The sequence below is a fragment of the Mucilaginibacter yixingensis genome (assembly GCF_041080815.1).
Lineage (GTDB): Bacteria > Bacteroidota > Bacteroidia > Sphingobacteriales > Sphingobacteriaceae > Mucilaginibacter > Mucilaginibacter yixingensis.
Genome location: NZ_CP160205.1, coordinates 4,101,458 through 4,125,027 on the forward strand (window position 1 = coordinate 4,101,458; position 23,570 = coordinate 4,125,027).

General features: G+C 45.3%; 17 protein-coding genes. 9 read left to right on the forward strand and 8 right to left on the reverse strand.

Annotated features, from left to right (window positions below):
- Positions 1 to 74: 74 nt before the first annotated feature.
- The gene (gene nth / locus ABZR88_RS16725) at positions 75 to 737 is read left to right on the forward strand and encodes an endonuclease III (protein ID WP_107827070.1); all 663 of its coding nucleotides are present in this window, start codon (positions 75 to 77) and stop codon (positions 735 to 737) included.
- Here nth and ABZR88_RS16730 read toward each other — a convergent pair.
- Together ABZR88_RS16730 and ABZR88_RS16735 are read right to left on the reverse strand one after the other, a co-directional pair.
- A complete protein-coding gene (locus tag ABZR88_RS16730) occupies positions 734 to 1,825 on the reverse strand; it encodes a hypothetical protein (protein ID WP_146166433.1) in 1,092 nt (363 codons plus the stop codon). The genes nth and ABZR88_RS16730 overlap by 4 nt on opposite strands.
- A gap of 95 nt (positions 1,826 to 1,920) precedes the next feature.
- Positions 1,921 to 2,436 (reverse strand): DinB family protein, encoded by a 516-nt coding sequence (locus tag ABZR88_RS16735; protein ID WP_107826239.1) that lies wholly within the window; start codon positions 2,434 to 2,436, stop codon positions 1,921 to 1,923.
- 611 nt (positions 2,437 to 3,047) lie between these two features.
- On the opposite strand from ABZR88_RS16735, the gene recA reads away from it, so the two are divergent.
- On the forward strand, positions 3,048 to 4,055 hold the full coding sequence (gene recA, locus ABZR88_RS16740) for a recombinase RecA (RefSeq protein WP_107826238.1): 1,008 nt from the start codon (positions 3,048 to 3,050) through the stop codon (positions 4,053 to 4,055).
- Between the two features lie 188 nt (positions 4,056 to 4,243).
- On the opposite strand, the gene ABZR88_RS16745 is transcribed toward recA, so the two are convergent.
- The 3 genes from ABZR88_RS16745 to tsaD form a co-directional block, all read right to left on the reverse strand.
- On the reverse strand, positions 4,244 to 5,500 hold the full coding sequence (locus ABZR88_RS16745) for a hypothetical protein (RefSeq protein WP_107826237.1): 1,257 nt from the start codon (positions 5,498 to 5,500) through the stop codon (positions 4,244 to 4,246).
- A gap of 155 nt (positions 5,501 to 5,655) precedes the next feature.
- Complete coding sequence (locus tag ABZR88_RS16750; RefSeq protein ID WP_107826236.1) at positions 5,656 to 7,923, reverse strand: aconitate hydratase; 2,268 nt, start codon at positions 7,921 to 7,923, stop codon at positions 5,656 to 5,658.
- Positions 7,924 to 8,293: 370 nt separating this feature from the next.
- Positions 8,294 to 9,295: a tRNA (adenosine(37)-N6)-threonylcarbamoyltransferase complex transferase subunit TsaD gene (tsaD, locus tag ABZR88_RS16755; RefSeq protein ID WP_107826235.1), complete on the reverse strand. Its 1,002-nt coding sequence runs from the start codon at positions 9,293 to 9,295 to the stop codon at positions 8,294 to 8,296.
- 281 nt (positions 9,296 to 9,576) lie between these two features.
- Between tsaD and ABZR88_RS16760 the strand changes: the two genes are divergently transcribed.
- The gene (locus ABZR88_RS16760; RefSeq protein WP_107826233.1) at positions 9,577 to 14,031 is read left to right on the forward strand and encodes a translocation/assembly module TamB domain-containing protein; all 4,455 of its coding nucleotides are present in this window, start codon (positions 9,577 to 9,579) and stop codon (positions 14,029 to 14,031) included.
- 254 nt (positions 14,032 to 14,285) lie between these two features.
- Positions 14,286 to 14,510 carry a helix-turn-helix domain-containing protein gene (locus tag ABZR88_RS16765; RefSeq protein ID WP_107826232.1) on the forward strand — a complete coding sequence of 75 codons (225 nt, stop codon included), beginning with the start codon at positions 14,286 to 14,288 and terminating at the stop codon, positions 14,508 to 14,510.
- Positions 14,511 to 14,747: 237 nt separating this feature from the next.
- Here the strand turns inward: ABZR88_RS16765 and ABZR88_RS16770 are convergent, their stop codons facing one another.
- Complete coding sequence (locus ABZR88_RS16770) at positions 14,748 to 15,956, reverse strand: bifunctional 3,4-dihydroxy-2-butanone-4-phosphate synthase/GTP cyclohydrolase II (protein WP_107827069.1); 1,209 nt, start codon at positions 15,954 to 15,956, stop codon at positions 14,748 to 14,750.
- Between the two features lie 234 nt (positions 15,957 to 16,190).
- Between ABZR88_RS16770 and ABZR88_RS16775 the strand changes: the two genes are divergently transcribed.
- From ABZR88_RS16775 to ABZR88_RS16790, 4 genes are all read left to right on the forward strand, one after another.
- Complete coding sequence (locus ABZR88_RS16775) at positions 16,191 to 17,534, forward strand: deoxyguanosinetriphosphate triphosphohydrolase (RefSeq protein ID WP_107826231.1); 1,344 nt, start codon at positions 16,191 to 16,193, stop codon at positions 17,532 to 17,534.
- Positions 17,535 to 17,615: 81 nt separating this feature from the next.
- Positions 17,616 to 18,527: a ThuA domain-containing protein gene (locus ABZR88_RS16780; protein WP_107826230.1), complete on the forward strand. Its 912-nt coding sequence runs from the start codon at positions 17,616 to 17,618 to the stop codon at positions 18,525 to 18,527.
- A 194-nt stretch (positions 18,528 to 18,721) separates the two neighbouring features.
- On the forward strand, positions 18,722 to 19,900 hold the full coding sequence (locus ABZR88_RS16785) for a galactokinase family protein (protein ID WP_107826229.1): 1,179 nt from the start codon (positions 18,722 to 18,724) through the stop codon (positions 19,898 to 19,900).
- 38 nt (positions 19,901 to 19,938) lie between these two features.
- Positions 19,939 to 20,676 carry a nucleotidyltransferase family protein gene (locus tag ABZR88_RS16790; RefSeq protein WP_107826228.1) on the forward strand — a complete coding sequence of 246 codons (738 nt, stop codon included), beginning with the start codon at positions 19,939 to 19,941 and terminating at the stop codon, positions 20,674 to 20,676.
- 85 nt (positions 20,677 to 20,761) lie between these two features.
- Here the strand turns inward: ABZR88_RS16790 and ABZR88_RS16795 are convergent, their stop codons facing one another.
- Together ABZR88_RS16795 and ABZR88_RS16800 are read right to left on the reverse strand one after the other, a co-directional pair.
- Entirely contained in the window at positions 20,762 to 21,016 is a 255-nt protein-coding gene (locus ABZR88_RS16795; RefSeq protein WP_146166432.1) for a hypothetical protein, read from the reverse strand.
- Between the two features lie 23 nt (positions 21,017 to 21,039).
- Complete coding sequence (locus tag ABZR88_RS16800; protein ID WP_369434697.1) at positions 21,040 to 22,011, reverse strand: hypothetical protein; 972 nt, start codon at positions 22,009 to 22,011, stop codon at positions 21,040 to 21,042.
- A 29-nt stretch (positions 22,012 to 22,040) separates the two neighbouring features.
- On the opposite strand from ABZR88_RS16800, the gene istA reads away from it, so the two are divergent.
- The gene (gene istA / locus ABZR88_RS16805; protein WP_369434689.1) at positions 22,041 to 23,570 is read left to right on the forward strand and encodes an IS21 family transposase; all 1,530 of its coding nucleotides are present in this window, start codon (positions 22,041 to 22,043) and stop codon (positions 23,568 to 23,570) included.

Below are 23,570 nucleotides of genomic sequence, written 5' to 3' on the forward strand. Positions count from 1 at the left end.
CGGTTGCTTTTCTTAAAAAACAATCTGCATCGGCGGGCTTATTCATGCTTGCACAAGATTGCTATATTTGGCCCATGCTGAAGCAGGAGCGTTACCGTTTATTTGTCGAGTATTTTTCACAACACCAGCCGGTGGCTGAAACCGAGTTGCATTATACCAATCCGTATGAGCTGCTGGTGGCGGTGATCCTCTCGGCACAATGTACAGACAAGCGTATTAACCAGGTAACCCCTGCCCTTTTTGACCGGTTCCCTACGCCCGAGTCATTATCCCTGTCAACCTCCGAGGAGGTGTTTACCTACATCCGCAGCGTAAGTTATCCTAATAATAAGGCTAAACATTTGGTGGGCATGGCCAAAATGCTGGTACATGACTTTGGCGGTGAAGTACCCTCAGACGTAAAAGAACTGCAAAAAATGCCCGGCGTTGGGCGCAAAACGGCCAATGTTATTGCCTCGGTAGTGTTTGATGTACCAGCCATTGCCGTAGATACGCATGTGTTCAGGGTATCAAACCGTATTGGGCTCACCAACAACGCCCGCACACCATTGGCTGTAGAAAAACAACTGATCAAATTTCTGCCCCGTGAACGATTGGCCATTGCACACCACTGGATCATCTTACACGGCCGCTATATCTGCATAGCCCGCAAACCTAAGTGTGATATCTGCCCCCTCACTCATTTTTGTAAATACTACGAGAAGAATATAGCCGGAAAGCTTATATCTGGCAATTAGTTTACCACCAGTCTGCTAAACTTCGCGCCATCGTAAACCCCAATACCATCGTTTTGGGTTAGCAGATACAATCGTCCATCTGGTGCAAATTCCATCTTCAATACATTCATGGCTGGCCCGGTGGCGTCGGCCTGGCCTCCGTTTCGCCAATGTAAAAGAGGCTTAAATAGCTTTGTCCAGTTTTCAATCTTTTCCAGGTTTTGCTTTGGTTCTCCTTTAAAAACGCCGTTTTGACAATAAAAGTAGAGACAGCCATCTTTAGGGTTAAAACAAGCCGGACCAATATACTCCCCTGCTTGAGTCATCTTTGCAGGCCTCGGTTTACCATTAATTACCAGAGTAGTGTCTATATATTTGAGTTTGCTTTTGAATAGTACTTTGGCAGTAAGGTTATTAAATTGAACTAAGCTGCCATCTGTGAGGCTCAGATGGGCTAATCCGGATGACAAATAAACCAAATGCCCATCTGTAAATATTGACTTTACCGGATTTAAGTCAAGTTCAAACCCGTTTGTCTGAGGTTTGATGAACTTTTTACTCTTGATGTCGAATACAAATAATTCTCCACCCCATTCGCCATGCTCTGAACCTATCCATAAACGATTATTACTATCAACCAATACCGCCGATGGTTTAAACCAGCCTCCAATTTGTCTGTTGAGTTTTAAAGAGTCGTCCGGGTAATATGTTTTGTTGTCGATTAGACTGATTATACCCTGTTTATCAATTACATAAAGTTGATTATTGTTGTCAAAACAAATGTTATAGATAGTTTCTTTACCGTTGAAGATTGTTTCGAACGTTTGCTTCTTACTGTTGAACCGCTCCACATGGTTCACAGAATCTACAATTACTAAATTGTTTTTCTTATCGACCGTTAGCTGGGTTATAGGTTTATCAGTCCGAAGATCTATAGTTGTAAAAGCATGTTTAACGGTGTTATAAATGTCAACTTTTCCGGATGGTGTTAGTGCATAAAGCTCCTCCCCCGATATTGCCATGTTTGTATAAACCTGAGGGGTAGCCGTTTGTGATTTACAAGCCGTGAACAAGCCCATGCAAAGCATGGTAACGATAAGGTGTTTCATATGCCAATTTAATACTTTATGTAGTATAGATGCTCACTGTCGCCATATTCCATAAAAAAAGCGCTTTGCAGCGCTTTTTTTATGTTTTGAAAATATCAGGCTTCGGCCTTTTCAATCATCGGCATCTCATCAGCACTTGGGCCATAGCTGCCCGGGATAGGCACATTCAGCAATCGCAAGAATACACCCAGCTGCGCACGGTGGTGAATCTGTTGCGACATGCTCATCCTAATCACGTCGGCTTTATTAGTGGTAAAGAAAATATTGGCGCCGTCGCGCAGCGTCCACAGTTCGGCCAGTTCGGCAGCGTCGGCATTTTGCAGGCGGGTGCGGGCCTCTTCCAGGTTTTTCTCAAAGGTAGCCTGTAACTCGGCATTGTTAGCCACGATGGTTGGCTTATAACCTTCTACGGAAAAATCCAACTCGGTAGTATTTAAAGCCATCGGTATCCAGCCCGGTAACTCGGCAATATGCGTAGCCAGTACAACAAGGCGCATACTTTTAGGATGCGGCTGCCATTGGTACTGATCCTCGGGCAACAGGGTTAAAAATTTACGGGTTATTGCCGCTTCCTCTTCCAATTGGTTCAAGAAATAATTTAAGAGTGTCATAATGCTTGCTTTTTAGTTGATGATTCAAAGGTGACAATGGCGAGTGACAACCCTATGTCAGTAGGAAAAAATTGGAGCAAAAAAAATCCAGAAACCGGAATTTCCCGCTAATTATTTTTAATGGCATTCAAGAAAGCTTCGCCATTGAACGGACTCTTAAGATTTACAGGATACTGAAAGAACGATTATCCTGTAAATCATTTAAACTTATAAATCCTAGTTCTAAAAGAGCGTGGGCCAGTCAGAACACCGGGCCGGCGCTGGCGGGAATGCTAATTTTTTATCGAGCTGTGCGAGAATAAAAAATCGCAGGGCGGGTGGAAGGATTGTTCTGACTTGATTTTTTGCTTCTTTTTGATCAAGCAAAAAGAAGTAGCCCCCGCGGCAATGAGCGGGCTACAGAACGTTATTACACGGACCGCCCTAAAATCATAAGCCTCCATAATTAAATAAACCGTCTTTAAATTTTATCTTTTGATTTTCCCTCCCCGATAACTAAGTTTGATAGAAACATCAACGTTTCCACAGCATTTTAAACCAATAAAAAATAATTACTAAAAAAATTAGTATTTGTAATTTCTTTTATTACATTTGTACACATTCATATTACAATGAGCAACGCAGATAAACTTAAAGCATTACAGCTTACGCTGGATAAACTGGAAAAATCATACGGCAAAGGCACCATCATGAAGCTGGGCGATACCGAGGTTGAGAAAATGGAAGTGATCTCTACCGGTTCGTTGGGGCTGGATATTGCCCTTGGTGTTAATGGTTTGCCTAAAGGCCGTATCATTGAGATCTATGGTCCGGAGTCGTCTGGTAAAACCACGCTGGCTATCCACGCCATTGCTGAGGCACAGAAACAAGGCGGCATTGCTGCCTTTATTGATGCCGAGCACGCGTTCGATCGTTTTTATGCTAAAAAGCTGGGTGTCGATGTAGAAAACCTGTTGATCTCTCAGCCTGATAACGGCGAGCAGGCACTGGAAATTGCTGACAACCTGATTCGCTCTGGTGCTATCGATATCATTGTAATTGACTCTGTGGCCGCACTGGTGCCAAAAGGCGAGATTGAGGGCGAAATGGGCGACTCTAAAATGGGCCTGCAGGCGCGCTTAATGTCTCAAGCTTTACGTAAGCTAACCGGTACCATCAGCAAAACCGGATGTTGCTGTATCTTCATCAACCAGCTGCGCGATAAGATTGGGGTAATGTTTGGTAACCCTGAAACCACTACTGGTGGTAACGCGTTGAAATTTTACGCTTCGGTACGTTTGGATGTACGCCGTATCTCTCAGATCAAGGATACCGACGAGGTATCTGGTAACCGCGTTAAAGTGAAAATTGTTAAAAACAAAGTAGCTCCGCCGTTCCGCTTAGCAGAGTTTGATATCATGTTTGGCGAGGGCATCTCTAAAGCCGGCGAAATTATTGACCTGGGTGTTGACCACAACATCATCAAAAAATCAGGTTCATGGTTTAGCTATGGCGATACCCGCCTGGGCCAGGGTCGTGATGCGGTTAAACAACTGCTGCTAGACAACCCTGAGCTGATGGAAGAACTGGAAACCCGCATTAAAGAGAAGGTAACCGGTGAGTCTTTAGAAGAAGCGTGATTTTAGTGGTCAGTGATTAGTTAATCAGTGATCAGTTTATATAAGATTTTGGAGAGCCACATATTTGTGGCTCTTTTTATTTCTTAGGGCCGTAGAAAATTTTACTGGCTTCCTCTATATTTAGTCTAAGCAAGATGGCTTTGTCATACCTGACAATATATATTGATACCCCGTTATTATAGTTTTTATTATTTAACAACAATCATCAACTCTTTAATCGTCTTACCTTCATTGTCTTTTATACTTAACGTATATTTTCCTCTTCTTAGATAAAGTTTGTCGTCAGCTTTTTCTACCACCAATTGATCAGCTGGAATTCTATTGCCGGGTAGTTCATTAGCATAGAATGCTTGAACAAACTGCTTGGGTTTTAAATGAAGATATTGCAGGCCATAAGGTTTCCTCATCCCTCCAATGCTATAGAATGATGGATGATTGCCTTGCTTAAGATATTGCGGGAAGATAACTGATATGTCTACAAATTTACCGTGCCATGGCCTGTCATCCTTGACCGCAACTACCGGGCCTGTAATATGCAATAACGTATTTACAGATATAAACTCCTTTTCATCAAGCTGCGGATACAAATGTTCCACTTGCCTGGTTTGATCAATGGTTAAGGGATCAATACCTGTAAACTGCTTAAAATATTGCGCCATTTTCTTCCAACCGTTGCTGTTACCCTCGTGAACATGGTCATAGCCGGCAAATACTAACAATTTCTGGCCTGACTGATTACCTAATAAACTTTCTAAGTTTCGGGCCATTAAAGAATCCCTGAAGCTATTGCAATAATTGGGGGCGGTGCTTTTATGATCACATTCTTCCTTAGGTTCATAACCTGCCAACTTAAATCCGAGCGATTTTGCCTCTCTTATTAATTCACCAAAAAGTGGTTCACGGGAATAGTAACCGGTATGATAATCGGGATAAGGTTTTTGATTAATTAAGGAATCATCCAGGGTTTCTATAGCTAACGTGTGATAGCCTGACTGATAGAAAGACCTAAGCATCTCCATTAGTAAAGCTCGATGATAAGGCAGATGATGTGCTTCATTGATCATTACCACCTGCTGGTGCCTGGCTTGCTCCGTTATATAACTTGCAGCATCAATAAAATGATGTTGCCTGACAAAAGCAGTATCGTAATTTACTTTCTCTTTCTTCGCCTCCTCACCAAATCTAGCATCACTATAAAACAACAGCTTTTTATAATCTCCTATAAAGGAATAATAAGTCATCATGGCCTGATACCAGGTACCCATTCCTGCACGGTCTGCTGTATCCGCTTTAATGGTATGCAATAATCGGATTGGCGCCAAATAATTTTCGGGCTGCTCATTTGTTACGCTCATTGCCGTATCAAACGCCCTTTGTGCTGGAGATTGCGCTTCTAAAAGTTGACAGCCAATTACTAAGATTGCAAATAGTATTAAATGCTTCATAAGCACCAAAACTAATAAATTAGTTTAAAATCCAAATAATTCATTAATAATCGGACTCCAAAGTAATTTCAATAAATCATCTTAAAACAAAAAACGCCTCCCCATCAGGGAAGGCGTTTTATATAGTAAGGAATTTAAAATCCTAAAATATTGATTTAAACAGCTTGCTGAGCACGGATGATGTTCAGTGCACCGCCTGCTTTAAACCACTCAATTTGCTGTGCATTGTAAGTGTGGTTTACCGCGAAGGTATCCTGAGAACCATCTTTGTGGGTCAGGGTTACGCTCAGTTGTTTGTCTGGTGCAAAGGTAGTCAGACCGTTGATTGCAAACAGGTCATCTTCCTGTACTTTATCGTAATCAGCCGGATCAGCGAAGGTGATGCCCAGCATACCTTGTTTTTTCAGGTTGGTTTCGTGGATACGTGCGAAAGATTTTACCAGGATAGCACGAACGCCCAGGTGACGTGGCTCCATCGCAGCGTGCTCGCGTGATGAACCTTCACCGTAGTTCTCGTCGCCTACTACTACAGAACCTATACCGTGCGCTTTGTAATCGCGCTGGGTAGCAGGTACCGGACCATACTCGCCGGTCAGGGCGTTTTTAACGCTGTCTGCATTGTTATTGAAGTAGTTGATCGCACCGATCAGCATGTTATTTGAAATGTTATCCAGGTGACCGCGGAATTTCAACCATGGACCAGCCATAGAGATGTGGTCAGTAGTACATTTACCTTTAGCTTTGATCAGCAAGCGCAGGCCGCTCAGGTCGGTACCTTCCCAGGCTGCAAATGGATCTAACAGTTGTAAACGGGCAGATTTTGGATCAACCACAACAGTTACACCGCTACCGTCTTCTGCAGGAGCCTGGTAACCAGCATCCTCAACTGCAAAACCTTTTACTGGTAACTCGATGCCTACTGGCTCGTCCAATTTCACCTGCTCACCGTTTTGGTTGGTCAGGGTGTCAGTTAAAGGGTTGAAGGTTAAATCACCAGCAATTGCAAACGCAGTTACAATCTCCGGAGATGCTACGAAAGCGTGGGTGTTAGGGTTACCATCCTGACGTTTAGCGAAGTTACGGTTAAACGAAGTGATGATAGAGTTTTTACGAGATGGATCATCAGTATGACGAGCCCACTGACCGATACACGGACCGCAAGCGTTTGCCAATACTACACCACCAATTTTCTCGAAAGTATCCAGGTAACCATCGCGCTCTACCGTGTAACGTACCAGTTCTGAACCTGGGGTTACAGTGTACTCGGCTTTAGCTTTCAGGTTTTTATCAATAGCCTGTTTGGCAACAGATGCCGCACGGGTAATATCTTCATAAGATGAGTTGGTACAAGAACCAATCAAGCCAACTTCTAAAGTTGTAGGCCAGCCGTTTTCTTTAACAGCTGTAGCAAATTTAGAGATAGGCCAAGCCAGATCCGGGGTGAACGGACCGTTTACGTGCGGCTCCAGTTCGCTCAGGTTGATTTCAATCACCTGATCAAAATATTGTTCTGGAGTAGCGTAAACCTCTGGGTCGCCGGTTAAGTGTTGTTTAACAGCGTAAGCCAGGTCGGCAATTTCAGCACGCTCAGTACCACGCAGGTAAGCAGCAGCTTTCTCGTCAAAACCAAAGATTGAGGTAGTAGCACCAATTTCTGCACCCATGTTACAGATAGTACCTTTACCGGTAGCAGAAAGCGACTCAGCACCTTCGCCAAAATATTCAACAATGTAACCGGTACCACCTTTTACAGTCAGGATACCAGCAACACGCAGGATCACGTCTTTTGCAGAAGCCCAGCCAGACAGTTTGCCGGTCAGCTTCACACCAATCAGTTTAGGGAATTTAAGCTCCCATGGCAGGCCAGCCATAACGTCGCATGCATCAGCACCACCAACGCCAATGGCAATCATACCCAAACCACCTGCGTTAGGTGTGTGTGAGTCTGTACCAATCATCATACCACCCGGGAAAGCGTAGTTTTCTAACACTACCTGGTGAATAATACCTGCACCTGGTTTCCAAAAACCGATACCGTATTTGTCAGAAACAGAAGCAAGGAAATCGTAAACTTCTTTGTTAATGTCTTTTGCAGTGTTCAAATCGTCAGTAGCACCAACTTTAGCCTGGATCAAGTGATCACAGTGTACTGTTGATGGAACAGCAACTTTAGGGCGACCAGCCTGCATAAACTGCAGCAACGCCATTTGTGCGGTAGCATCTTGCATAGCCACACGGTCTGGTGCAAAGTCAACATAGTCTGCACCGCGGGTGTATGCTTTACGAGCATCGCCCTCGCTCAAGTGAGCATATAAAATTTTCTCAGTTAGAGTAAGCGGTTTACCGGTAGCTTTACGCGCAGCCTCAACGCGGGTGGCGTAACGATCGTAAACCTGTTTGATCATATCTAAATCAAAAGCCATTGTATTGATTTTTAGTGAAAAGAAATAACGAAATCAGGTACTGAATGCAGTGTTTCGCATTCGAGTGGCGAAGCTACGAAATTTGCACATTTATTTGAAGCTCAAGCAAGATCAAATCTTATTTGGATACATTCTAAATTACAGCGAGTTTGAGCTGAAAGCAGAAAGGTAAAAGGAGAAAGGTTTTTGCATTTCATAAAGGCAGAGATTTGAGGACTTAGTGTATCGACATCCCCACAAAGGAAGACTCTTGTCTGCGTAATCAGTAAAAAAGCAAAACCGAAAAGATCTCTCCTTCGTCGAGATGACAACCTAAAATAAAAAAGGTAAAAGAAACTTTTACCTTTCGCCTTTATCCTTTTACCTCCGGTTAAAACGGCATCCTTGCCAGCGGCGCCACATCCTGACCTACAAAATCGCCTTGCAGGTATTTGTGGTAACCGGCAATGGCAATCATGGCGGCGTTATCGGTACAATATTCAAAACGAGGGATGAAAGCGTTCCAGCCTTGTTGAGCCGCCAGCTCCTGGATACCCTGGCGCAAGCCTGTATTGGCCGATACACCGCCCGCCAGCGCAATATCTTTTATACCATAAGCAATGGCGGCTTTCTTCAGCTTATTTAAAAGGATGGTTACCACGCGGTATTCTACCGAAGCACAGATATCGGCAATATGCTCCTGCGTAAAGTTGGGATTGATGGCCACGTTATCGCGGATGAAATACATAATGGCCGTTTTCAATCCGCTAAAGCTAAAATCAAAACCGGGGATCTGCGGCTCAGGGAACTGGTAGGCATTACGGTTGCCCTGGCGTGCATATTTATCAATTAACGGACCGCCTGGATACGGGAGGCCCAGCACCTTGCTGGTTTTATCGAGCGCTTCGCCGGCGGCATCGTCATTAGTCTGGCCAATCACTTCCATATCAAAGTAATCTTTTACCAGAACAATCTGCGTATGCCCGCCTGACACCGTGAGGCACAGGAACGGAAACTGCGGCTTCGGCTCGTCAATAAAATGCGCCAATACGTGTGCCTGCATGTGGTTTACCTCTATTAAAGGCTTGCCCAACGCCAGCGCGAACGACTTGGCAAACGATACGCCCACCAACAATGATCCTAATAAGCCCGGACCGCGGGTAAAAGCTATCGCATCAATATCATTTTTATTTACTTTTGCGTTTAATATTGCCTGGTTTACTGCCGGAATAATGTTTTGCTGATGCACGCGCGAGGCCAGCTCGGGCACCACGCCACCATATGCCTCATGAATGGTTTGGTTGGCAATGACATTGCTCAGCATTACCCCATCGGCGCAAACAGCTGCCGAAGTTTCGTCGCAAGATGATTCTATTCCAAGTATTACAGGCATGTTGTGTAATTTTGAATGAGTGAAGGAGTGAATGAGTGGATTTTCTCCCCACCCGCTCAATATAAACAAACAAAAAATTTTAGATTTTTGGCTTGCTTAGGCAAGTTGTTGAAAAGTGACATAAATGATTGTAATTTGTTTAACGGCCTAAACCATATTGGCTATGCGCTGTTAAAACATTCAACCATTCAAAACTCACTCATTCGCTCATTAGTTAAAACTGCAAAGTTATTAAAAAAGTACTCAAAATAGCGCTTAGTATCGTTCTGGTCATCCTGCTGATGCTGAGTGTGCTATTGCTGGTGCTGCAGTTTAAACCAGTACAAACCTGGATGGCCAAAAAAACGGCCGCTTACCTGTCTAAAGAACTCAAAACTACCATCGGCATCAAAAGTCTCGATATAAGGCCATTCACCAGCGTGCGATTGGAAGGCCTTTACGTGATGGACAGGCAGCATGATACACTGCTCAATACCCCACTCCTCTCGGTAGCCATCAACAAGTTTTCTATCTTTAACAGTATTAAACAGCGCCGGCTTAACTTTAATGACATCCAGCTGGATAATGGCTCTTTCTACCTCAAAAAACTGAAAGACAGCACCACCAACCTGGATTTTGTTATTGATTATTTCAACTCGCCCGATACCGTAAAAAGACCGCCCCGCCCGTGGACGCTGATCTTCGGTAGGGTTGCCGTGAATAACCTGCATTTCCGCTATAAAAACTATCTGCGCGATACCATTATCAGCAACCGCATCAACTTTAATGATATTGATGTGCGCGCTTTTACTGCCGAGGTGTTCGGGATGGATATAAAGCACCATATTTTTAAAGGCGATGTGCGGCACCTCTCCTTCAGAGAAAAAAGCGGTTTCACCCTCAAAAACCTCACGGCCCAGGCCACTGTAGATACCAACCAGATCTTACTGAAAAAGCTATCCATAATCACCCCGCAAACACACCTGAAAGACTATTTCAGGATGCGGTTTAAAAAGTTCAGTGATATGGACGAAGACTTTGAAGACAGGGTGATGATGGATGCCGATTTTAAATCGTCGCAGGTGGCATCAAAAGATATTGCCTACTTTACCAGCGGACTGGAGAAAACCAGTTTTGACCTGGGCATTGACGGCAAGGTTAAAGGCCTGGTTAGAAACCTGAAAGCTACCGGTCTTACCATCACCGGTGGACAGGCCACCTACATCAGCGGCGATTTTAACCTGAAAGGTCTGCCTGATTGGGACAACACTTTTCTCGAACTGAAAATTAACCAGGTAGCCAGCAACCGCCGCGATCTGGAATATCTGTACAACCGTTTTGTGGGCGCCACCAACCGCAAGCTACCTGATGTAGTGGGCAAGTTTGGCAATTTTAACTTTAAGGGCCGTTTCACCGGTTTTCAGAATGATTTTGTGGCCTACGGCGAGTTTAAGACTGCACTGGGCCGCTTTGAGAGCGATGTTAACCTGAAGATTAGCAAGGCTGGCATACCTGCCTATAGCGGTAATATTAAAGCCTATGATTTTGCCCTGGGTAAACTGATTGACGAGAGTGACATTGGCCGCACCACCTTCGTGGCCGATGTAAAAGGCAGCGGCGATGAACTGAAAAACCTGGCCGAGCAGGTTGATGCCCGCCTCACTTATTTTGATTACAAAGGATACCGTTATAATAACATCCTCACCAAAGGTTCTATCCAAAAGAAAGTTTTTGCCGGACATGTTACTGTTGATGACCGCTACCTGAAACTGGACGTTAAAGGCTCTGCCGACCTGAACCCCGTTAGGCCTGTTTATGACCTGAACGCCTCCATCAGCGATGCGCACCTGCACACCCTGCATTTCCTGAAAGATACCATTATTATAAGCGCACAACTGAACACGCATTTTGCGGTTAAAAGCTTGAGCGATATTGAGGGCCATGTACTGCTTTCATCCATGCGGATCATCGACCCGAGGAATAACATCGTGGTTGACTCTGTACAGTTAACGGCCAGCGGCAAAGGCCGCGATAGGCTGATCAGTCTGCAATCGCCAATGGCCGATGGCAGTATTAAAGGCAATTTTGATGTGGCCACCCTGCCATCTTACTTTAAAACCATCGTTAAAAAATATATCCCTTCTATAAAAACGGATATCACGCCGTTTAAATCACAGGATTTTGACTTCAATTTAAAGGTTAAGGATATCACGCCGCTGGCGGTGATCTTTGTGCCCAGTCTTCGGATTCCGGAACCGGGTACGTTTGTCGGGCAGTTCAATTCGGCCACAGACCAGGCCTCGCTGAGCGGTTATATTAAAACCATTGAATATGGCGGGATGACGTTCCATGATCTCATTCTCGATGAAAACACTTCTGATACCTTCCTGGGCCTCAACGTGTCGCTCAGCAAAATTGATCTGAGCAAATCGCTCTTTATCAAAAACATCAACATTGCCAACACACTTAAAAAGGATAGTCTCAATTTCAACATCAAACTGTCTGACAAAGACGCCACCAACCAATTGGACCTTTACGGGTTGGTAGAGTTTGGGCGCGATACCACGGCCAAGCTGAAACTGTTGCCATCGGATGTGATCTTAGAGCATCAACCGTGGAAGATCCAGGAGCAGGTACGCATTCGCCTGCTGGATGGTAAAACACAGGTATCGGGCTTTGAAATGTCTAACGGCGCGCAGAAAGTGCGTATCAATGGATTTATCTCCGACAACCCGGCCGATAAGCTAAAGGTTGATTTTGATCACTTCAGCATGGCTACGCTTAACCAGTTGGCCAAGGCGTCAGACATTGCGTTGCATGGTACCATGAACGGGAATGTTACGTTGAGCGAGATCACAAAATCGCCTGCATTTGAGGCTAATCTGGGAATTGACTCTCTTACCATGAACAAAACACTGGTGGGCGATGTAAAAATTCTGTCCAGCCTTGATAATGGCCGCAAACAGGCCGACGTGAAGATGAATATTATGAACCGCGGCCTGGAAACCATGAATATTGCCGGCGTTTATGATATGACCGAGGGCACCAAAAACGCCTTAAACTTTGATGTGAAGATGGACCAGACCGAAGCCATCATCTTCTCGCCGTTTATTAAAGATCTGGTAACGGAAGTTAATGGAACCATATCTACCGATCTGAAACTGACCGGCCCTGCCAATAACCCTCAATTGAATGGCAAAGTAACGCTTTCTAACACCGGCGTTAAAGTAAACTACCTGCAGGCGGCTTACACGCTAAATGATCAGTTAACTGTTGATAACAGCGTAGTAAAAATAAAAGACCTTAAACTGCGTGATGCCCGGGGCGGTGAAGGCGTAGCCAATGGCACCGTGAATTTGAACAATATCTCTAATCCCGATCTGGATATTTCTGTTAAAGCCACCAACCTGATGGCGCTTAACACCACATTTAAGGACAATCATCGTTATTATGGTACGGCTTACGCTACTGGCGATTTTTACTTTAGCGGCCCTACCGATAACATGAGTATCGATATTGATGCATCAACCAATGATGGTACGGTGTTTAATATTCCGCTCAACACCTCATCTACCGCTACAGAGTACGATTTTATCCATTACGCCAGCCATAAAGACACCGTTGAGCAGCACATTGAAACCGTTAACGCCTTTAAAGGTGTTACACTAAATATGAACTTGAAGGTGGATGAAAAATCGCTGGTAAAGATCTCTACTGATTACGGCCGGTTAGAAGGCCGGGGCATTGCCAATGACCTTCAACTAAAGATTAACAGCCTGGGCGATTTTGAGATGTTTGGCGATTACCTGATTCAGTCGGGTAAGTTTGAATTTACCGCTAAAGATTTCATCAGTAAAAACTTTACCGTTAACCAGGGCGGTACCATCCGCTGGACGGGCAATCCTAATAATGCGGGTATCAACTTAAAGGCCATTTATGAAGTACGTACGGGTATTAATAACTTATACTCGGCAGCAGGGCAACAATTGGCTACCGGCGACCAGCAGAAACTGGTTCAAGCAGAGTTGATATTGACCAACACCTTGTTACAGCCAACTATAAATTTTGATTTTAGCTTCCCTACAGATCCGTCTATTAAAGAAGACCTGGCAACCTATCTCAATGACGAAAACAATCGTAATCAGCAGGCATTGAGCTTAATTATTCGCCGTCAGTTTGCGCCGGGCACGGGTAGTAATAATTTAAGTAACGAGGTAGCCCAAACAGCAGAGCAGGCCGTAAGCGAATTTGCGTTTAACAAACTCAACACGTTCATATCGCAATCCAACATCAAGAACATCGATATCAACATCCGCTCGGCCAGTGATGCCAGCGCCACCCTGCATTTCTGGAATGACCGTATTATACTAAACGGCAGCTTATATAGCAGCAATGGCACCAACAACCTGTTCAACAGCTCGAGCAGTAGCTTCTTTAATGCCGATGCCAATAGTTTTGTTAAAGATTTTGAGGCCGATTTCCTGATCAGGAAAGACGGCCGCCTGCGCTTGCGTTATTCTTACCGGGTGCTCAATACCACCACGCTTAACTCACTTATCGGGTCATCTTCTCAGGTATTATATGTAAACGGTGTGGGCCTGGTTTACCAACGTGATTTTGATACTTTTGGAGAGTTCATCCGTGCTATTTTTCTGCGGGGGCATAAACGCCCGGCTAGCGGCAATACGCCGCCGGCTACTACAGCACCTCCACCACTGCCTTATCAGGGCAATTCTAAGAAGGAAGAGGAAGATTAGGCCAGTTTGTCCAGATCGCGAAAAAAGTACAATAAGCGCCCTTTAGCTACCCACTCAAACGGTAGGCATTGAAGATGACTATTTCGGCCTGCGCAGATGCCTAAACGGTCGAAAAAAACGCATGGTATAAATACGCTATCTTAAACTAACACAAATCCCCGCAAACCAATCCCCTCTTTTTCCGGTTGTATTTTATGACATAGCAATCTCGTCCCCCTGGGGCTTGCTAAATTATTCATTTAACAAAGCCATTCATGCAAGATCAGCAGATACGGATGATTACTAACAACATCCGCAAACAGAGAGAGAAATTAAGCTATTCGCAGGAGTATATGGCCATGAAGATGCAGATCAGCCAGAATTGCTACAGCAAGATAGAGTTAGGTAACAGCAAGCTGACCGTAGAACGATTGCTGGTTATTTGCAAAATTTTAGATCTGGAGGCCACATCTGTACTTGCCTCCGGGAAGCGCTTTTAGGGAATCAGAACAAGCTTCCACTTTGGCCGGGGAGACAAATATTTTAATTACCCCAAGTTGTTATAAAAACAACGTCACGTAAAAATCTAACACTGATTACCCTCTACGTCATTGCGAGGAACGAAGCAATCTCTGTACCTGCTTGTCGAATGTGCTTATCCGACTATCCTACGCAGAGATTGCTTCGTTCCTCGCAATGACGCGTTATGATGTATGTTCGATAGTAACTTGAGTCAATTAATGATCTCTCAACAAGATATCGTGCGACATTTTATCGCGTTTGGTACGCAAATAGTTTTCGTTATGCGGATTGGGCGCAATCTCAATCGGGATGTTCTCTACCACTTCCAGTCCGTAACCAATCAATCCGGCGCGTTTTTTAGGATTGTTGGTCATCAGGCGCATTTTTGAAATGCCCAGATCGCGCAGAATTTGTGCCCCTACACCATAATCACGCTGATCCATTTTGAAGCCCAGTTTAATGTTAGCCTCAACGGTATCAAAGCCATTTTCCTGCAGCTGGTACGCTTTCAGCTTGTTTACCAAACCTATACCGCGGCCTTCCTGGTTCATGTATAAAATAACACCTTTACCCTCGGCCTGCACCATTTCCATAGCCTTGTGCAATTGCGGACCGCAATCACAACGGCATGAGCCGAAGATATCGCCGGTTACGCATGAGCTGTGTACGCGCACCATAACGGCCTCATCAGGCTCCCAGCTACCTTTTACCAACGCCAGGTGATTTTCGCCGGTATCAACCTGGGTATAGGCAATCATATCAAACTCACCCCATTCAGTAGGCATTTTTACAGCCACCTCTTTGGTTACCATACTTTCGGTACGCAGGCGGTAAGCTATCAGGTCTTTAATAGAAACAATAACCAGATCATATTCTTTGGCCATCTCCAGCAGGTCTGGCAAACGGGCCATCTCGCCATCTTCTTTCATGATCTCACAGATCACACCGGCAGGCTCAAAACCGGCCATCACGGGCAGGTCTATGGCAGCCTCCGTATGGCCTGAACGACGCAGTACACCGCCGTCTTTTGCAATCAACGGGAAAATGTGTCCCGGGCGTCCGAAATCGGCAGGTTTCATGCTGTCATCAATCAAACCCAAAACGGTTTTTGAGCGGTCTGACGCCGAGATACCGGTGGTACAGCCATGCCCCAGCAAATCAATAGATACGGTGAAAGCCGTTTCATGCGATGCGGTGTTTTGTACTACCATTGGCTCCAACTGCAGCTCGCGCGCGCGCTGGGCGGTGATGGGCGCACAGATCAATCCGCGACCGTATTTAGCCATAAAGTTGATGGTTTCTGGTGTGGCGTGGCGGGCAGCGGCTAAAAAGTCGCCTTCGTTCTCGCGGTCCTCGTCATCAACTACTATAATTGTTTTGCCGGCTTGTATGGCCAGTATAGCTTCTTCTATTGTGTTAAGCATATTTTCAGGAAATGCTGCAAGCGGCATTAGTACCGCTTTGTTTTTATTACGTGCAAAGGTACGTTATGGTTGGTTGTAATGGGTCTGCAATTTGTAAGATTTATAGGCAGTTCGATGCAAAATCAATAGCAAATTAGCTTTTTTATTGTCGGCAGAGATGCGATACCGGCTTTCAACCGAATAAATATTAACACTATCTTCGTCCATCATCCATCTGGAAATTTAAATTTAACCATGAACTGGGATCAACTACTATCGGCCAAACGCTGGGGAAGCGAACACAAAACCTACGACAATCCGCAGGATGCACGCTCTGAGTTTCAGCGCGATTATGACCGCATTATTTTCTCATCGCCCTTTCGCCGGTTGCAAAATAAAACCCAGGTGTTCCCCCTGCCGGGAAGCATTTTTGTGCACAACCGGCTTACCCACAGCCTTGAAGTAGCCAGCGTGGGCAAATCATTAGGGCGCGAGCATTACAACAAGCTTCGGAAAGATGACCCGACCATTGATGATAAATTCCCGCTGTTGAGCGAGATAGGCAACATTGTAGCCGCAGCCTGCCTGGCGCATGATCTGGGCAACCCGGCCTTCGGTCACTCGGGGGAGTCGGCCATCTCACATTATTTTACCGATGGCGACGGCCGTAAATATCAATCGGAAGTAACCGAACAGCAATGGAAAGACCTTACCACATTTGAGGGTAACGCCAATGCCCTGCGCATATTAACACACCCTTATGCGGGTAAAGGTTATGGCAGCTTTGCACTCACCTACTCTACCATTGCAGCCATTGCCAAGTACCCGTGCAGTGCCTTGGCCGGTGGTGATAAAAAGCAGATTCACCTGAAGAAATATGGTTTCTTCCAGTCGGAAGAACAAGGCTTTGAAAAAATTGCCACCGAACTCGGGTTGATTAAAATGCAGGACGATCCGCTGATTTACAAACGCCATCCACTGGTTTACCTGGTAGAAGCAGCGGATGATATTTGCTATAACATCATCGACCTGGAAGATGCCCAGCGACTGAAAATCCTCTCGTACCAGGAGGTGGAAGACCTTTTGCTCCCCCTTTGCAACGACCCCAAAATGCCGGCTCGCCTAGCAGCCATAGAAGATATTGACGCCAAGGTAGGCTACCTGCGTGCCAGATCAATCAGCACATTGGTACAACAGTGTTCAGATCTATTTTATAAAGAACAGGAGGCTTTTCTTACAGGCGATTTTAATGCAGCGCTGATTGATCGCATTGACGAGCCTTACCGCTCTACCATGAAAACCATCGGCGATTTGTCGGTTAAAAAGATCTACAATTACAGCTCGGTAGTACAGATTGAGGTTGCAGGCTACAAAGTAATGGGCGGTTTGCTGGAGGAGTTTATCCCGGCTTATCTCAGCAATCAATCAAAATACCACAAAAAGCTGGTAGAGCTGATCCCTAAACAATTTCTGACCACTTCTACAGATACCTACGCCAAAATTCAAACCATCCTTGATTTTGTTTCGGGGATGACAGACCTGTACGCAGTTGAATTGTTCAGAAAGATTAAAGGAATATCTTTCCCATCAATAAGTTAGGCGCGGCAAGAGGAGTTTGCAAAAGTTTTTGAATACTCATAAGTATACGGCAATCATAACTCCAATTATACCAGCCGCCCCATGAAACGACTTATCCTGTGCCTGTTAGCGTGCTTATTCTGCCTGTCAGGGTTTACCCAAAGCAAGCATAAAAAACCAATAAAAGTGCTTATTGTGGATGGCTATAGCAACCACGACTGGCAGCAAACCACCAAAATAGTATCGCTGATATTAGGAAAGTCAGGCCTGTTCAGCATCAGCGTTTCTACAGCGCCCGGTAACCCAGCAGACTCTGTGGCCTGGGCCGCCTGGGAGCCACAGTTTAAAAAATATGACGTGGTGATTCAAAACACCAACAACATCCAAAACCCGAAGCTGAAATGGCCGCGCCGGGTACAGGCGGAGTTAGAAAACTATGTTAAAAACGGCGGTGGGTTATACATCCTGCACTCGGCCAACAATGCCTACCCTGACTGGGACGAGTACAATAAAATAATAGGCCTGGGCTGGCGGCCAAAAACTTTTGGCTACGCACTCACCGTTGACTCATTGGGCAAAATAGACAGCATCCCGCCCAATGAAGGTAAAGGAACCTACCATAACGACCGAAGCAACCTGCTGATACAGGTACTCAATAACCACCCTATCAATAAAGGCTATCCAAAACAGTGGCTTACACCCGATGTTGAGCTTTACCGCTTTGCGCGCGGGCCCGCACAAAACCTTACCGTGCTCTCTTATGCTAAAGACCCGCTTACAGGTATTAACTGGCCGGTAGAGTGGATTGTAAAATATGGCAAGGGCCGTGTTTATGTATCCAGCATGGGCCATTTGTGGAAAGGCGACATTTACCCCATCAGCTACCGCTGCGTGGGCTTTCAAACCACCATGATCAGAGCGGCAGAGTGGCTGGGCTCTGGCAAGGTTACTTACCCTGTTCCCGCCAATTTCCCAACAGCAGCAGAAATTAGTGAGGTTGCCGATAAAAATTAGCAGATCCGGCTTTCAGCAGTAGCGATATTCAATCATATGTGATACGTGAGCGCTTAATCGAATTAAAAAAATGTTAAATAAATGGCTGGTTTTATGAATACCTAACCACAAACAAACATTTACAATGAAAAATTAGCAACATTCAATTAATTATTCGTAATATGCACTTCTATTAGAGTGCATAAGCCGAATACATGAAACACAAATTCTCGACCTTATTTCCAGATACCCCCGAACAAGATATTCGCCATGTTTATAGCCCTTACAGGGTTTGTCCGGTGGGCGCGCATATTGATCATCAGCATGGACCAGTTACAGGCTTTGCACTGGACCACGGTGTAGACTTTTTATACGTCCCTACAGAAACGGGGGTAATCAATTTGTTCAGTACTGATTTTGAAGGTCAAGTGCTGTTTCCTTTAACGGCTATTCCTCCAAGATATCAACACTGGGGTCGCTATGTACAGGCTGCTATCTATACGCTATCAAAAGTTGGCGAGATAAAATATGGTGTGCAAGGCTTAATTTGCGGATCAATGCCTGTGGGAGGTTTATCTTCTTCGTCGGCCGTACTGCTGTGCTACATCATGGCTCTGGCCGATATTAATGACATCACCGTAGATGAACATCAGCTAATCGAACTGGCGTTTATTGCCGAAAAAGAATACATCGGTTTGAGCCTGGGTAAACTTGACCAAAGCTGCGAGGTACTGGCCAGGAAAGATCATTTACTATACCTGGATACGCTGGATGATTCATACCGATTGATACCGAAACCGGATACCATGCCTGATTTTGATATCCTGGTTTTCTTTAGTGGTTTAACGCGCACATTAGTAAATACGGGGTATAACACGCGCACAGACGAGTGCAAGGTGGCCGCTTACTCTTTATTGGCCTATGAGGGCCTGCCATACGGATCATTTACAGACACGCGTTTACGCCATGTAGACCGCGCCGTATACAACAAATGGAAACACCGCCTGCCAGAACCGCTGGCCAAACGCGCCACTCACTTTATGACCGAACATGAACGTGTGGAGCAAGCTGTGGAGGCTTTTTCTAAGGGAGATATTAACATGCTTGGCGCCATTATGTTTGCCTCTGGCGATAGCTCCATTCAATTCTGGGAGTCTGGCTGTCCGGAAATGATCGCCTTATTTCAATCCATTAAAGAGGCCCCGGGCGTATATGGGGGCCGTTTTAGCGGCGCCGGTTTTAAAGGCTGTTGCGTAGCCCTTGCAAACCCCGATCATCGCCAGGAAGCGATTGACTACGTGAGCAAAGCCTACCTGGAGCAGTTCCCAGAAATGGAAGGCAAGTACGAAGTGTGGGCCTGCAAAACCGCCGACGGCGTAAAGCGCATTAGCTAAGTTATCCATTTCGCAATCATCACATATAAAGCAACCAAATGAAATCATTGATACTGGCAGCCGGTTATGCCACCCGTTTATATCCGCTTACCCAAAATTTCCCGAAACCTTTACTGGAAGTTGGCGGAAAAACTATTCTTGATCGCCTGATTGAGCGGATAGATGGTATTGACGAAATTACCGAGCACGTCATCGTAACCAACGCCACTTTTTATAGTCATTTCCAGAACTGGAAAGAGCAAGCAAACTATACCAAAAAAATTACGGTTTTGAACGACGGCACCACCAGTAACGATAACAGACTGGGCGCCGTTAAGGATATTTTGTTCACTGTTGAGCAATTGCACATTAACGATGACCTGCTGGTAGTAGCTGGCGACAATGTGGTTACCTTCTCATTTAGTGATTTTGTAACCTATGCAAAGCAAAAAGGCACCAGCTGCATCACCTGCCACGAAGAGCCATCTATAGCCGCACTGCAAAAAACCGGTGTACTGGAAACCGATGAAAGCTTTAAGGTGATTGCCATGCACGAGAAACCTGCCAACCCGCCATCGCATTGGGCAGTACCTCCGTTCTATTTGTACAAAGCCTCAGACCTCCCGCTCATCAAAACTGCCTTAGAGCAAGGCTGCGGGTATGATGCCCCAGGCAACCTGGCTGCATGGCTATGCCAGCAAACTACAGTTTACGCCTGGCCAATTAACGGCATCAGGTATGATATTGGCGATCTGGCGGCTTATGAGCACGCGCAGACGGTGTTTGCCGGGCTGTAATTGCATCCTCATCTATAACTTCCAGTCGATGCAATAGAAAGACCATCGACCGGAAGTACACATCTTCATATAATACTATTGTTTCTTATTGATGTGGCGTAGGTGTAGGTTTTTCTTCCTTGGTGGATGCATGCACCTTCGCTTTTTTACTCTTAGCGGCATGAGGGGTTGATGAAGGATGTGGTGTTGGTGTAGGTTTTTCTTCTTTGGCTGACACAGGATGCGCCTGCACCTTCTTACTGTTGCCACCGTGCGGTGTTGGCGAAGGATCTTGAGCATTTGATAAATTTACTACCGTTAAAACCAGCAATGGTACTAAAGAGAATCTTAGAGTTTTCATTTTTTTAGTTTTATAATGATTATTTATTGGTTTTTCAAACTGTGCCACCAATCATGTATACACGAAGAATATCCCTGATCGTTACTGGCAAATAATTCAATTATATGTCCGTCTTGAAACGAACTACCCACCACATAATGAATATTGTCAACTTCTTCTGAAATGAAAGCGGCTTCTTTAATCGGGGTATTATCAATAAGAGATTTAATAAATAGATGATCGAATTCATCAGTTTTGGGAACAAACCTTATGGAGATTCTTGTTAACTTATTGTCTTGGAAAAAGTAAGTTACATAGCCATCATTCCAAATACTTGAAAATAATTTTACACTCTTAAGATAAGGGTATAACTCTTCTTTGATTCTTGATTTCTCTATTGGCCGCCAATAATATCTTATATCATTTTTCCCACACTCGCCGGCTTGCAAAAGATTTCTGTATTTAACATGTTCGCATGAATCTTCACCTAACTCATAGGTCAGCACATCACATAACGAGGAGTTAAATTCAACTTTGCAGAGCAATGAATGAAGCTTGGTAGAAAAGGGGCGTATCTGCGACGTATCAGTTTGGTCTACTTTGAAAATTTTTTTTAACAGCAAATTAGAGTCGGTAAAAATAAAAATGCCAAATCCAATAATTACAGCACATGTGACAATTATGATGCACGTGACTAATATGTTGAGTAAAAACTTTATGTATCTGTTTGTAGAAGATTTTATAATAAAAGACAGAACAAACCCCATAAACGAAATTGCGAGCACAAATACCGCGTAGATAAATACCTCAGCGTTTTGCAGTCTGAAATAGCCAATCAACGCCAGAATACATATAGTGGCTATTATTTGGAGAATTCGCTGATATTGACCACCTGATTTCGGCGCAAACTGACCACCGATTCCGCGGGAAAGTGACCACCTGATTTCGGAGGAAACTGACCACCCCGAACGAGCCACATATGCTGTAGAAGCAGGCCTATTTTTGAGGTTTAACAACTTCACTAATGGCCAACACTACGATAAGCATGAGTAAGATAAGACAGATCCTCAGGATGTACAGCCAGGGCCGCAGCAAGCTATCGATAGCGGCCCAGACCGGCGTGTCACGCAATACCGCAAAGAAGTACCTTATTGCGTTCGATGCCAGCGGCTTTACGTTCGAGGAAATCAATACCCTTAATGATAAGGAGCTGGAGGACTTCTTTGGCAAAAGCAGTGAACGTCCCCCGGACAAGCGAATGGTGGCCCTGCAACGCTGTTTCCCGCAGATAGATAAAGAGTTAAAGCGTGTCGGTATGAACCGCCGCATCCTGTGGGAAGCTTATATCAAAGAGTTCCCTGACGGGTTCAAGTACACCCAATTCTGCTTTTATTACAACCAGTGGAAAGCCCGCGTGAACCCCACGATGCACCTGGATCATAAAGCCGGTGATAAGCTGTATGTGGACTTTGCCGGTGAAAAGCTAAGCATAGCGGACAAGGATACCGGTGAGGTCATCGAGGCCGAGGTGTTCGTTGCTATCCTTGGCGCCAGCCAACTAACTTACGTAGAAGCTGTGCTGAGCCAGCAGAAAGAAGACTTTATAGCAGCCTGTGAGAATGCCCTGCACTTTTATGGCGGCGTACCTGCCGCCATCGTTCCCGACAACCTGAAGGCTGCCGTTACCAAGAGTAACCGCTATGAGCCAACGCTGAACGAGACCTTTGCTGACTTTGCCGACCATTACGGAACGACCATCTTACCAGCGAGGGCGTACCGCCCTCGTGACAAAGCACTGGTAGAAGGAGCCGTTAAGATCGTTTACAGCCGTATCTACGCACCTGTTCGCAAAGAGGCCTATCATACCCTTGCAGAACTGAATATCGCGATCAAGGTCGCTTTAGAAGCACATAACAGCCAGCCGCTGAAAGGCCGCAATTACAGCAGAAAGCTCCAGTTCGAGGAGATAGAACGCCAGGCACTCTCGCCATTACCGGCATTACGTTATGAGTTCAAACGGCAGCACCAGGCCACTGTAATGAAGAACGGACATGTTTGTCTGGGTATCGACAAACACTACTACAGCGTACCGTACCGCTTTATCGGCAGGAAGGTCAAACTGCTGTATTCCCGCACCAACGTAGAAGTCTACTACCACTATGAACGCATCGCCATGCACAGGCGCATCAAAAGCCCTTACAGCTACACAACGGATAAAGATCACCTGGCTTCGACACACCGCTTTATGACCGAATGGACACCCGATAAGTTCCTGGAATGGGCAGCATCCATTCACGAGGATGTGAGGCTTTACATCCTGAAGATACTGGACCGAAAGCAACATCCGGAACAAGCTTACCGCTCCTGTATCGGTATCCTCAGCCTGGCGCGCAAGGCAGGTAACGAAAGGCTGGCCAGCGCTTGCAGGCGTGCGCTCGGCTATGGCGTGTACAACTACAAGACCATACAGCAGATACTGGAGAACAAGATGGACAGCTACGAGGAAAGCTTATTTGCTGACGAGCTGCCTATGCCCAGCCATGACAATATCCGGGGAGAGAACTACTATAAATAA